Source organism: Kaistella faecalis (genome assembly GCF_019195395.1).
Classification (GTDB): Bacteria; Bacteroidota; Bacteroidia; order Flavobacteriales; family Weeksellaceae; genus Kaistella; species Kaistella faecalis.
The window spans coordinates 1525128-1537924 of record NZ_CP078067.1 but is presented as its reverse complement, the minus strand read 5'-3'; the positions used below and the strand labels follow the sequence as shown (position 1 = coordinate 1537924).

The 12797-nt window shown below is 39.1% G+C and carries 12 protein-coding genes; 8 read left to right on the top strand and 4 right to left on the bottom strand.

Features of this window, described 5'->3' with window-relative positions:
• Positions 1-32 precede the first annotated feature (32 nt).
• Both KTV93_RS07305 and KTV93_RS07300 read left to right on the top strand, forming a co-directional pair.
• Positions 33-2705 (top strand): TonB-dependent receptor domain-containing protein, encoded by a 2673-nt coding sequence (locus KTV93_RS07305; RefSeq protein ID WP_218248302.1) that lies wholly within the window; start codon positions 33-35, stop codon positions 2703-2705.
• 20 nt (positions 2706-2725) lie between these two features.
• Positions 2726-3199 (top strand): hypothetical protein, encoded by a 474-nt coding sequence (locus KTV93_RS07300; protein ID WP_218248301.1) that lies wholly within the window; start codon positions 2726-2728, stop codon positions 3197-3199.
• A 51-nt stretch (positions 3200-3250) separates the two neighbouring features.
• On the opposite strand, the gene msrB is transcribed toward KTV93_RS07300, so the two are convergent.
• Entirely contained in the window at positions 3251-3781 is a 531-nt protein-coding gene (msrB, locus tag KTV93_RS07295) for a peptide-methionine (R)-S-oxide reductase MsrB (RefSeq protein ID WP_218248300.1), read from the bottom strand.
• 73 nt (positions 3782-3854) lie between these two features.
• On the opposite strand from msrB, the gene KTV93_RS07290 reads away from it, so the two are divergent.
• Both KTV93_RS07290 and KTV93_RS07285 read left to right on the top strand, forming a co-directional pair.
• The gene (locus tag KTV93_RS07290; protein WP_218248299.1) at positions 3855-5099 is read left to right on the top strand and encodes a DUF445 domain-containing protein; all 1245 of its coding nucleotides are present in this window, start codon (positions 3855-3857) and stop codon (positions 5097-5099) included.
• 43 nt (positions 5100-5142) lie between these two features.
• Positions 5143-5643 (top strand): hypothetical protein, encoded by a 501-nt coding sequence (locus KTV93_RS07285; RefSeq protein ID WP_218248298.1) that lies wholly within the window; start codon positions 5143-5145, stop codon positions 5641-5643.
• A gap of 38 nt (positions 5644-5681) precedes the next feature.
• On the opposite strand, the gene KTV93_RS07280 is transcribed toward KTV93_RS07285, so the two are convergent.
• Positions 5682-6692: a quinone-dependent dihydroorotate dehydrogenase gene (locus KTV93_RS07280; protein WP_218248297.1), complete on the bottom strand. Its 1011-nt coding sequence runs from the start codon at positions 6690-6692 to the stop codon at positions 5682-5684.
• Positions 6693-6894: 202 nt separating this feature from the next.
• Here KTV93_RS07280 and KTV93_RS07275 point away from each other — a divergent pair, with 202 nt between their 5' ends.
• From KTV93_RS07275 to KTV93_RS07265, 3 genes are all read left to right on the top strand, one after another.
• Positions 6895-8436, top strand: coding sequence for a glycine--tRNA ligase (locus tag KTV93_RS07275; protein ID WP_218248296.1), 1542 nt, complete (start codon positions 6895-6897; stop codon positions 8434-8436).
• Positions 8437-8525: 89 nt separating this feature from the next.
• Entirely contained in the window at positions 8526-9662 is a 1137-nt protein-coding gene (locus tag KTV93_RS07270) for a serine hydrolase domain-containing protein (protein ID WP_218248295.1), read from the top strand.
• Between the two features lie 67 nt (positions 9663-9729).
• Positions 9730-10950, top strand: a complete 1221-nt coding sequence (locus KTV93_RS07265; protein WP_218248294.1) for an aminotransferase class V-fold PLP-dependent enzyme — start codon at positions 9730-9732, stop codon at positions 10948-10950.
• A 4-nt stretch (positions 10951-10954) separates the two neighbouring features.
• Here the strand turns inward: KTV93_RS07265 and bcp are convergent, their stop codons facing one another.
• Positions 10955-11404 (bottom strand): thioredoxin-dependent thiol peroxidase, encoded by a 450-nt coding sequence (gene bcp, locus KTV93_RS07260; protein WP_218248293.1) that lies wholly within the window; start codon positions 11402-11404, stop codon positions 10955-10957.
• A 110-nt stretch (positions 11405-11514) separates the two neighbouring features.
• A complete protein-coding gene (locus KTV93_RS07255; protein ID WP_218248292.1) occupies positions 11515-12018 on the bottom strand; it encodes a hypothetical protein in 504 nt (167 codons plus the stop codon).
• A gap of 155 nt (positions 12019-12173) precedes the next feature.
• Here KTV93_RS07255 and nth point away from each other — a divergent pair, with 155 nt between their 5' ends.
• A complete protein-coding gene (gene nth, locus KTV93_RS07250; RefSeq protein WP_218248291.1) occupies positions 12174-12794 on the top strand; it encodes an endonuclease III in 621 nt (206 codons plus the stop codon).
• Positions 12795-12797 lie beyond the last annotated feature (3 nt).

The window sequence follows — 12797 nt, the reverse complement described above, 5'->3', positions numbered from 1 at the left end:
GCTCACTTTATTAAATTAATATATTTTAAAAAATGAAAACATTTTTAAAAAGTCTTGTGGCTTTTTCACTCTTATTATCCAACTTATTATATTCACAAACCATTACTAAATCAACCTTTAAAGTAAAAGGGGAATGTGGAATGTGTAAAGAAAGAATAGAAACAACCGCCAAAAAAAGCGGGGCAACTTACGCCAACTGGAACTCAGATTCTCAGCAGCTTACAGTAGAATATGATGCGGGAAAAGTAAGTTCTGATGAAATTCTAAAAAAAATCGCGGACGTAGGTCACGACAACGAAAAATTTTCGGCTACGGATGAAGTGTACAGAAACCTTCCCGGATGTTGTCTTTACCTAAGAGAACCTTCTTTTCTAACAGTAACAAATGCAGAACCGAGCAAACCTACAAAAGGGGAAAATCAGTTTTTTGTAAGAGGAAACTGCGTTTCGTGTAAGACAAGAATTGAAAAAGCTGCAAAAACCGCCGGCGCAGATTCAGCGAATTGGGATCCTGAAACCCAAATTGTGACCCTAAGTTTCAATCCCGTAAAAACATCAGCAGACGCAGTTTTGAAAGTGATTGCCGAGGTAGGACATGATAATGAAAAATACACAGCAAGTGATGCAGTTTATAATAATCTTCCCGATTGCTGTTTATATGACCGCACCCTGCCTTTGGGCGTGAAAAGCGATTTAGTCCATCTAGAAGAAGTACCTGCTCCTAAAAAAGACTTTACCCAACATGCAGATCATGTTGACAAAAGTATTGAAGAAGTAAAACTCATAAAAATGGCTGAGGCTACAGCACTTAACAAAAAAGAAACGGGTCTTACGTTCAATATCAGTTCCAAGGAATTGCTAAAAGCAGCTTGCTGTAACCTTTCTGAAAGTTTTGAAACCAATGCCACTGTTGATGTATCTTTCAGCAACGCCGTTACCGGAACCAAACAGTTGAAAATGTTGGGTTTAGATCAGAAATACACCTCTTTAACTAAAGAATTACTACCCTCCATCCGAGGTTTGGCGTCACCTTATGGAATGAATTTAATTCCCGGCAGATGGATTGGCGGAATTCAGCTTACGAAAGGAGGAAGCACCGTGACCAACGGCTTCGAAAGTATTACCGGACAAATCAATACCGAACTTTTAAAAATGCAGGAAAAACCCGAAACTGCCATCAATTTTTTCGGAGACATCAATGGGAGATTTGAATCCAATATCACCTCAACTACCCAACTTACGGACCACTGGAACCAGTCGGTACTTCTGCACGGAAATGCCACTTTAGCAAAGATGGACACGAATGACGACGGTTTCTTAGACCAACCGACAGGAAACCAGATTAATGCATCTTATTTGCTGAATTACAATGATTTGGAACACTCAGGTTTGGGGACACATTTCGGAATAAGTTTCGTTAAAGATGAAAGATTCGGCGGTCAGACAGATTTCGATAAAAATACAGACCGTTCACAGCAAAGCTTTTACGGAGTGGGAATTGACATTTCTAAATTCGACATTTGGAATAAAACAGGATACGTTTTTAAAGGAAAACCTTATCAAAGTATCGGATGGATGAATCAGTTCACCTATCATCAGCAGGACAGTTTTTTTGGAAACAGAAATTATTTGGGAAATCAGAAAACCTTTTATTCCAATTTAATATTTGAAAGTATTTTCGGAAATACCAATCATAAATACAAAACCGGAGCAAGTTTCCTGTATGATGATTTTGATGAAAACTATCTAACTCAGAATTTTCAGAGGACAGAAACTATTCCCGGAGTATTCTTTGAATATACTTTAACCGGTTTAAAATACACTTTGGTGGCCGGAGCAAGAACAGATTTTCACAACCTTGCCGGAACACAGTTTACCCCAAGACTTAATTTTAAATACGATATTTCTCCGAAAACAATTCTGAGACTTTCCGCAGGAAAAGGGTTCAGAACGGCCAATATTTTTGCAGAAAATCAACAGTATTTTGCTTCAAACCGCCAGATTGAAATCTTAGGAAACGGCGGAAACATTTATGACTTGAAGCCAGAGATTGCCTGGAATTACGGAGCCAGCCTTCAGCAGGAATTTAAATTGTTCAACAGAAAAGCGACATTGGTTGCGGATTTTTTCAGAACCGATTTCCAGGATCAGGTTTTGGCAGATCTGGACATCTCTCCAAACAAAATTGTGTTTTATAATCTTGACGGAACTTCGTATGCAAACAGTTTTCAAACTCAGCTCGACTTTACTCCTGCAAAAAATCTTGAACTTCGTTTAGCCTACAAATATTATGATGTTCAGGCCGATTATTCAGGAGGAAAAAGAGAGATCCCATTTATGGCAAAAAACCGGGGCTTCTTTAATGCGTCGTATGCTACTGATAAAAATGACAGAGGTGCTTTCTGGAGTTTTGATACGACACTACAGCTTGTGGGAAAGCAGAAATTACCCAATTTAAATGCAAATCCTGCAGAATTCAGACTTCCTGAATATTCTGATTCCTTTGCGACTTTGAATGCACAGATTTCAAGAAACTTCAATAAAAATATTCGTGTATATTTGGGTGGAGAAAACCTGACAAGCTATACACAGGACCAGCCGATTATTGACGCGAAGAATCCATTTGGCGATTATTTCGACGGCGGAATGGTGTATGCCCCGATTATGCCGGCAAATGTGTATCTTGGTCTGGATGTTTCGTTTTAGAAAAAATTAAATCAATTCTTATGAAAAAAATATCATTATTGCTTTTTGCAGCCGCAGCTTTTACAGTTTCGTGCAAAAACACAAAAGCAACAGAATCTCAAACTAAAGCCACGTCAGAAGCAACTGCGGCTCCAGCGGGAGAAAATACTGCTGCAACTGATGCTACTGCCCAGAATTCTGCAACGGTAACCACTTCCACAGACGTAAACAGACCCGCATTAAATCCCGCTCATGGTGAACCCTATCACCGTTGCGACATTCAGGTAGGCGCACCGCTCGACAGTCCTGCACCGGTTCAGGCCGCAGCACCTCAGGTTGTTCCGCAGCAGGCACCGGTAAGTAATAATTTCAATACCAATCCTATTTCACCTTCAGCTGCACCGGCACCATCGGTTTCCTCAACGTCAGCTTTAGGGCCAAAACCGGCATTAAATCCGGCGCATGGTGAACCTCATCACCGATGCGATCTGCAGGTGGGAGCGCCTTTGATTTAAAGATTAATTGTTTAAAATAAAAATTGCGGAATCAAAAGTTCCGCAATTTTTTTATTTTTTCTCTGAATCCCCTACGAACTCTAAACTAACAGAATTCATACAGTATCTGGTTCCTGTTGGCGGCGGTCCGTCATTGAAAACGTGTCCCAAATGCGAATCGCAACGCTTACAAAGCACCTCTATCCTTTCCATTCCGTGGGACGAGTCGCGTTTATACGCTGTTCCTTCCTTATCAGCTTCAAAGAAGCTCGGCCATCCGCAGGTGGATGAGAATTTAGAATCTGAACGGAAAAGATGATTTCCGCAAACCGCACAATAATAATCGCCTAGTTCGTCAAATTCATTGTATTTCCCTGTAAAAGGTCTTTCTGTATCGGCTTCTCTTGCAATTGCATACAAATCGGGTGAAAGAATTTTTTTCCATTCAGAGTTAGAGATCTTCAGTTTACTTCGGTCCGTCCGGGAATAATATGGATTGTTTTTTGTTGTGGAATTTTCCATTACTTCGGTATTTTGAGGTTGTTTTACCTGAGAACACATTTGCAGTGAAATGAGCATCAGCATTGAAATTATAATTTTCATCTTTTAAAAACTCTTTTTAATCATAATTAGTATTTGAGATGAATTAGAATTCAAAATTAGTAAATTTGATACAATGAACGACGAAGAGAAAAAAAAACAGCTCTGGAAATACAAGACGTTTGCGACAGGACTTTTTGTTTTGATGGCTGTTATTTTTGTAATCATGACTATTCTTGAAAAGAAAAATCCGGCTCACTGGATCGGATATATCAGAGCTTTTTCCGAAGCTGCAATGGTAGGCGCTTTGGCCGACTGGTTTGCGGTTACAGCACTTTTCAATTATCCTTTGGGTTTAAAAATTCCGCACACTAATCTGATTGAAAACAGTAAAGAACGCATTGGCGACAATCTCGGCAATTTTGTGGTCTCCAACTTTCTTTCTCCACAAAACATCCGGCCATATATTCAGAAACTGAAAATTTCACATTTCGTTGGAGACTGGCTTTCCAAACAAAGAAATCAGGAGAATCTGGTAAAGGAACTTTCCAATATCGTTTTGGATATTCTTCATAAACTCGATGATACTGTAGTAGTAAATTTCATTGGAAATAAGGCAAAAGAAATGACTGACGATCTGAAAATTAACCAGATTGTAGGCAATGGACTTGAATACGTTCTTGATAAAAACGACCATCAGAGAATGATCACCAATCTTTCAAAACAGATCAAGGATTACGTCCTTCAACATCAGGAAATCGTGAAAGACCGCGTAAAAAAGGAAAGCTATTTCCTCATTCCAAAATTTGTAGATGATACGATCGCTGAAAAAATAACCAACGGCCTTTCAACATTTTTTGAAGAAGTTGAAATTGATCAAAACCATTCTCTGCGGACTGAGATCACTCAAAAACTCTATGCTTTCTCTCATGAAATTCAAACCGAAGAAAAATGGGCCGAAGAATTCCGCGGGATTAAAAATGATTTTCTGAAAGAAGACAAACTTCATCAGTATTCGAAGGACATTTGGAATTCTATCCAAAAATCGCTGTCGAAAGAGCTAGAAGAGGAAAATTCCACCTTAAAAAAATATATCAAGAAAAACCTGTCGGAACTTGCCGACAATCTCAAAACCGACGAAAAATTTCAAAACAAAATCGATCACTGGGTTCGCGTTACGGCATATAAATATATCCTGAAAAACACGCACCTCGCCGGAAACCTTATCAGTTCAACGGTAGGAAACTGGAAAGGAAAAGAACTCAGCGAAAAGCTGGAACTTGAAGTAGGAAAAGATCTTCAGTTTATCCGCGTTAACGGGACTTTAGTCGGCGGTTTGGTGGGATTAGTTATTTATACCATCGCGAATTTTTTTATTTAACTTTCACAGCTCAGAATTTTAACTATTTTAGTAAAAAAAATTCATGGTAAAAATATTTACTTTTTTCGCAGCATTACTATTCAGCTTTTCCTTCTCACAAGAGATCAAACTCAGTAAAAGCGCTAAGAAATTCGAAAAAGAAGGAGTAAGTTATAAGCTCTCCGAGTACAAAACCAAATTTACAAATCCAGTTGCTAAAAATTATATTCAGGAAGGACGAACTTACAGAACCATTGCAAATATTATGGGCTTTAGCGGTGGTTTACTCATCGGTGCCGGACTTCCGAACGCACTGACTCAGGAAAAAAGCGCAAACATTTACAATCCTAATACGGGTAATTTCACTAAAGTAAAAACAAGTAAACCCGGCTGGACGCTGGTAGGAGTCGGCATTGGCGTTGTGGCCGTTGCGATTCCACTTGCGGTGATTGGAAAAAACAAAGTAAAAAAAGGAGTTGAAACTGAGAATAAATTTGCTCCAAAAGCGCAGTATTATCAGTTTGATTTTACCAGAGAGGGATTAGCGCTCACCTACAATTTTTAATTTAAAGTTTTTACTGAACGTTTACAGTTCTTAAATTTCTATTTAATGGTCTGCAGCAGTTTTTTGTTGATATCATGAATCAGCTGCGGGCCTTCATAAATAAATCCGGTATAAAGCTGAATTAAACTTGCTCCGGCTTCCAGTTTTTCAAGCGCATCTTCCGCAGAATGAATGCCGCCCACACCGATGATCGGGAAAGCTTTTTCACTTTTTTCTGAAAGAAATCTAATGACTTCCGTGGAACGCTTCGCTAAAGGTTTTCCTGAAAGCCCACCCGTTTCATCTTTGTTATTGGAAACCAAACCTTCACGGGAAAGTGTAGTGTTTGTTGCGATAACTCCGGCAATTTTGGTATCGTTTACAATATCGATAATATCTAAAAGCTGTTCATCTGTTAAATCCGGCGCGATTTTCAGAAGAATTGGTTTTTGTTTTTCTCTTTTTGAATTGAGTTCCTGCAGTTCACTTAAAAGTTTCGTCAAAGGTTCTTTTTCCTGCAAAGCACGGAGATTTGGCGTGTTCGGAGAACTTACGTTTACTACAAAGTAATCAACATAAGGAAAAAGTTTTTCGAAACAGATGATATAATCGTTGACGGCTTCTTCGTTTGGCGTCACTTTGTTTTTCCCGATATTTCCGCCGATCAGCACGTTTTTATTTTTCTTTAATCTTTCTACCGCCGCGTCTACTCCGCCATTATTGAAACCCATCCGGTTGATGATGGCAGAATCTTCTTTCAGGCGGAACAATCTTTTTTTAGGATTTCCATCCTGCGGTTTTTGGGTTAAAGTTCCGATTTCAATAAAACCAAATCCAAGATCTGAAAGTTCACTGAACATTTTCGCATCCTTATCAAAACCTGCAGCCAACCCAACCGGATTTTTGAATTTCAGGCCGAAAACTTCTCTTTCCAGCCTTTTGTCTTCTAATGGTTTCGGGAAAAACAGTTTAGTGAGAAATGAGAAATTCTTTAATAATGAAAAAGTAAGATAATGAACTTCTTCAGGATCGAATTTGAAGAGAATCGGGCGGATGAAGGATTTGTACATGGAGAAAAGTTTAGCAAATTTAAGGATTTGTCAGCAAACTTTCTAACGAAATCTACACCCAAATAGCCCTGATCGCAGCGGCATCCTTTTTGCGGAGCGGAGCGGAGCAAAAGATACAGCGGAGAGCAGGTTCCCGGCTCCTGAATATTCGACCCAATTTTATGAGTAAAATTCACTATTTTTGCACAAATACTTAAAAACGATGGCTAAACAGGAAGATGTTTTCAAAAAACTGATTTCACATGCGAAAGAATATGGTTTTATTTTTCCTTCGAGTGAGATATATGACGGACTATCAGCGATTTACGATTACGGACAGAATGGTGCGGAACTGAAAAACAACATCAAGCAATATTGGTGGAAAGCAATGGTTCAGATGAATGAAAATATTGTGGGAATTGATTCTGCGATTTTCATGCATCCGACGATTTGGAAAGCTTCCGGTCACGTTGACGCCTTTAATGATCCTTTAATCGACAATAAAGATTCGAAAAAACGTTTCAGAGCCGATGTTCTGTTGGAAGATTACTGTGCGAAACTTGAAGAAAAAGCACAGAAAGAAATTGAAAAAGCCGCGAAAAGATTCGGTGATGCTTTCGATAAAAATGAATTTGAAACCACAAACGGACGCGTTTTAGAATACAGAGAAAAACAGAAAACCATCCTTTCGAGAATGGCAAAATCTTTGGAAAATGAAGATTTAGCGGATGTAAAAGCTTTAATCGAAGAGCTGGAAATCGCTGATCCGGATACAGGTTCTAAAAACTGGACCGATGTCCGTCAGTTCAACTTAATGTTTGGAACGAAACTCGGCGCTTCTGCAGATTCTGCAACCGATTTATATCTTAGACCGGAAACTGCACAGGGGATTTTCGTGAACTTCCTGAATGTTCAGAAAACTTCGCGTCATAAATTACCTTTCGGAATCGCTCAGATTGGTAAAGCCTTTAGAAATGAGATCGTGGCGAGACAGTTTATCTTCAGAATGAGGGAATTCGAACAGATGGAAATGCAGTTTTTTGTACCGCCGGGAACCGAACTTGGTTTCTACGAAGAATGGAAACAAAAACGTCTGAACTGGCATTTGGCTTTAGGTTTGGGCGCAGAAAACTATAAATTCCACGACCACGAAAAATTAGCTCACTACGCAAATGCTGCGGCAGATATTGAATTCAAGTTCCCATTCGGATTTAAAGAACTGGAAGGAATTCACTCCCGCACAGATTTCGATTTAAAAGCGCACGAGAAATTCTCGGGCCGGAAATTACAGTATTTCGATTCCGAAAGAAATGAAAACTACATTCCTTATGTGGTGGAAACTTCTGTAGGTTTAGACCGTTTGTTCCTTGCGATTTTCTCGAATTCACTGAAAGAGGAAGTTCTGGAAGACGGTTCGGAAAGAACAGTTCTTTCGCTTCCACCGGCTTTGGCTCCGGTAAAAGCGGCGATTTTACCTTTGATGAAAAAAGACGGTTTAGGTGAATATGGTGAGAAAATCTTTAACGATCTGAAATTTGATTTCAACGTGATTTATGAAGACAAAGACAGCATCGGAAAACGTTACAGACGCCAGGATGCGATTGGAACGCCTTTCTGCATCACGATCGATCACGATTCTTTAGTGGACAACACGGTTACTTTAAGAGACCGCGACACAATGAAGCAGGAAAGAGTTCCCGTAGCCGATTTGCGAAGAATCATTGACGAGAAAACGAATTTCAGAAATTTGCTTTCTAAGATTTAATCGTACTAAAAATATCAAGCTGAAGTTCCGGATTTAGTCCGGAACTTTTTTTGTTTTTTAATCTTAAATTTGTGATTAAAGATTTATAAATGTTTTTGAAAATTCTAAAAGGAATCCTTGTATTTTTTGCTTTGCTCATCGCACTTACGTATTCTTTCGGCTACGATTATCTCTTCAATGGCATCCGCCAGACCTATCTCCGGGGAGAATCGGGTTCTACGATTGATGACGGCAAATATTTTCCGTCGCATACCATCGCGAAAGGAAATACTGTTTTGTGGGAAAAAGACTCTCTTTACAATAAAAAAGCGTTGCCTAAAACTTTGGTTCAGGATCTTAAAAATTCAAATACTGCATCATTTTTAATCATTAAAAATGGAAAACTTCTTCACGAAGAATATTGGGACGGCTACAGCGCAACCTCAAAAACCAACTCCTTTTCCATGGCGAAAGCCGTGACGGTTTTGCTGCTTGGTAAGGCGATTGAAGAAAAAAAAATCAGCAGTTTACATCAGCGTTATTCCGTTTTTTTTGAGAATTATAAAAATGTTGAATTTGGGAAAGATTTAACGGTCGGCGATTTGGCAAAAATGGAAGCCGGTTTGAAATGGAGCGAAGACTATAAAAATCCATTCCTTCAGAATGCCAAAGCTTATTACGGAAAATCTCTGGAGGAAGCTGTTCTGCTACGTAGCTTTAAAGAGAAACCGGGAACCGATTTCGAATACCAGAGCGGCGCAACTCAATTGCTGGGTTTTGCTTTAAGAAAATCCATGAATCAAACAATTTCCCAATATGCCTCCGAAAAACTTTGGAAACCTCTAGGAATGGAGCATAATGCTGATTGGAGTACCGATGAATTTGGGATGGAAAAGACATTTTGCTGTATTCATTCTACCTCACGGGATTTTGCGAAATTGGGACAATTGTTTTTAAATGACGGGAAAGTCGGCGATCAGCAAATCATCAGCTCAGCGTTTTTAAATGAGATGAAAACTCCGACCAAACTTTCAAAAAACACTTATGGAATGGGACTTTGGATCAATAATGATACCGCCATCAAACATTATTATTTCTGGGGATTATACGGACAGTACATCATCATCATTCCTGAGAAGAATATGATAATTGTGAGAACCGGCACTTATAAAGACCAGCCAAAGGACGAAAAAGGAAGACCGGTACAGGTAGCGTTTTTGGTAAATGAGGTTGCGAATCATTATTAATACAATCAATCGGAATACATAGTATTCAAATATAAATTCCGTAAATTTGAAGCATTCTAAATAAGTTATGTTCGATTTACAAAATATCCGCAGCCAGTTCCCGATTCTGAATCAGCAGGTCAACGGCAAACCTTTGGTTTACCTCGATAATGCCGCAACTTCGCAGAAACCAATTAGTGTTTTAGATTCCTGGCAAAAATATTATAAGGAAATCAACGCGAATGTTCATCGCGGGATACATACTTTGAGTCAGCTGGCGACAGAAGAAATGGAACTTTCCAGAAGAAAGATCCAGAAATTCATTAATGCCAAAAATGATTTCGAAGTTATTTTTACGAAAGGAACAACGGAAGGACTTAACCTCATCGCCTACTCGCTCACGAACCTGATTAAAGAAAACGACGAGATTATTATTTCTTACCTCGAACATCACTCGAATATTGTTCCGTGGCAGATGCTTTGCGAAAGAACCGGCGCAAAACTGAAAGTGATTCCGATGGACGAAAACGGAATTCTGCAACTCGATTTCTTAGATGAAAACCTCAGCGAAAAAACAAAAATTGTTTCTGTTAATCAGGTTTCAAATGCCTTGGGAATTGTAAATCCGATTGAGGAAATTATCGCAAAAACAAGAGCAAAATCCGATGCATTTATTGTTATAGACGGTGCCCAATCTGCTCCACATTTTAAAATCGATGTTCAAACGATGGATTGTGATTTTTTCGTCTTTTCCGGACATAAACTTTACGCACCCATGGGAACAGGAATTCTTTACGGAAAAGAAGAAGTTCTGAATAGAATCCAGCCATTTCACGGCGGTGGCGAGATGATCGCGACCTGTTCTTTCGAGAAAACAACGTACGCAGATCTCCCTTTTCGTTTTGAAGCTGGCACACCTAATGTTGGCGGAAACATTGCATTGGGAGCTGCAATTGATTTTATTGAAAATATTGGCCACGAACATCTTCAGAATCACGAAAATGCATTGCTGGATTATGCCCAGAAGAGACTTTTAGAGATTGAAGGTTTGAAAATTTACGGCGAAAAAGCACACCGAACCGGCGTGGTTTCCTTCAATCTGGAAGGTGTTGGAATTTCTTCGGATGTCGGGATGATTTTAGACAAGCTGGGGATTGCCGTAAGAACCGGCCATCACTGCACTCAGCCTATTATGAATTTTTTCGATATTGCCGGCACAGTACGCGCAAGTTTTGCCATTTACAATACTTTCGAGGAAATTGATGTTTTAGCGGAAGGCGTAAAAAAAGCCCAAAGAATGTTGGGCTAAATAATCAGTTTTCTAAGATTTGTTTCGCGGCTTCCTTGGTTTTCACCTTCTCGATAACGCGGGTACAGATTCCGTTTTCATCGAAAATAAATGTGGTGCGCACAATTCCCATGAATTCTCTGCCCATGAATTTTTTCAGCTGCCAGACCCCGAATTTTTCGATAATATCTCTGTTTTCATCGGCAAGTAGAGGATACTGAAATCCATATTTTGCATGGAACTTTTTTTGATTTTTTACGGGATCGACTGAAATTCCTAATAATTGATAGCCTTCTTTTTTAAGAATCGTTAAATTATCATTCAAATCGCAAGCTTCCGAGATGCAACCCGGTGTGTTGGCTTTTGGATAGAAGAAAATCACGAGTTTGCTGCCTAAAAAATCCCCGGATTTTACAACCTCTCCATCCTGGTTAACACTTTCAAATTCGGGGAGTTTATCTCCAACTTTCAACATAACGCTTAGTTTTGCACAAATTTAACCTTAATTTGCTCAGGAAATATTAACAGCCACAAATAAAAAAGTCATTTCTTTACGAAATGACTTATCCTTTGTACCATACTGCATTATAAGGATCCTGCTGCGAGCACGGCCGCTACTACTAAGGCTGCACCACCTATAATCCAACCAATTCCTCCGCCCTTTTTAAGTTCCGTAGCCGGCTGAGTCGTTTCTGCTTTTTGAATAAAATTCGGTCTTACTTCAAGCACCTTAAGATCTTTCTCTTCTACCTGACGGAAGTTTTTATAAGTTGCAGCCCACCCATATACCGTTAATTCCGTTGTTCCGTTTTTCGTAGAAGAATCAAAAGTAGGTTCCACTAAGACATCAGCATCTTTCTCCTTTAATAATTCACGTACCACAGAATTTTTAGCAGTTTCTAAAGACTGTAGATTTGTAAAAGTCATTGTCCTGGAGACTTTCTCCTGACTAACGTTTAGATCAGCGATTACAGGCTTATGAATCACCCCCGTTCCTACTATATCCATTGTTTTGGAAGTTCCGGACTGCACTGTTGAGCACGAGATTAAGGATGCAGCAACAAAAGCTAATAATAAATTTTTTTTCATAACTATTAAAATATTAATGACGGGTAAAAATATATTTCCTTTTTCACTCTTGAAAAAGGAAAACCGTAAAACGATATATTTTAGGCTAAAAAAACATCTAATACTTTTTATATTTGCGAATCATAAAGACTTCCTCCCAATAATAAATAATCGAAATGACCAAAAAACAAAGAGCACAAACCGTGATGACAGAATTGGAAAAACTTTACCCCGTAATTCCGATTCCGCTTGATCATACCGATCCGTATACGCTTTTGGTCGCGGTAGCACTTTCAGCCCAGACAACGGATAAAAAGGTTAATCAAATTACACCCAAACTTTTTGAGGTTGCAGGTGATCCTTTTAAAATGAAGGATCTGGAGGTTGATGAAATACGATATTTAATTAAAGAAATAGGCTTGGCAAATACAAAAGCCAAAAACCTGAAAAGGGCCGCCGAAATTTTAGTGGAAAAACATAACGGAATTGTTCCCCAAACATTCGAAGAACTGGAAGAACTTCCGGGAGTTGGCCATAAAACGGCTTCGGTAGTGATGAGTCAGGCATTCGGTGTTCCTGCATTTCCTGTAGACACCCATATTCACCGGTTGATGAAACAGTGGAAACTGACGTCGGGAAAAAATGTAGTAGAAACCGAAAATGACGCTAAAAGACTTTTCCCAAAGGAAGTGTGGAACCGTCTTCACCTTCAGATCATCTTTTACGGCCGCGAATATTCCCCGGCAAGGGGAAATCAGGACAAAGATTTTTTAACGAAAATGCTGTTCGAAAAATAAGAT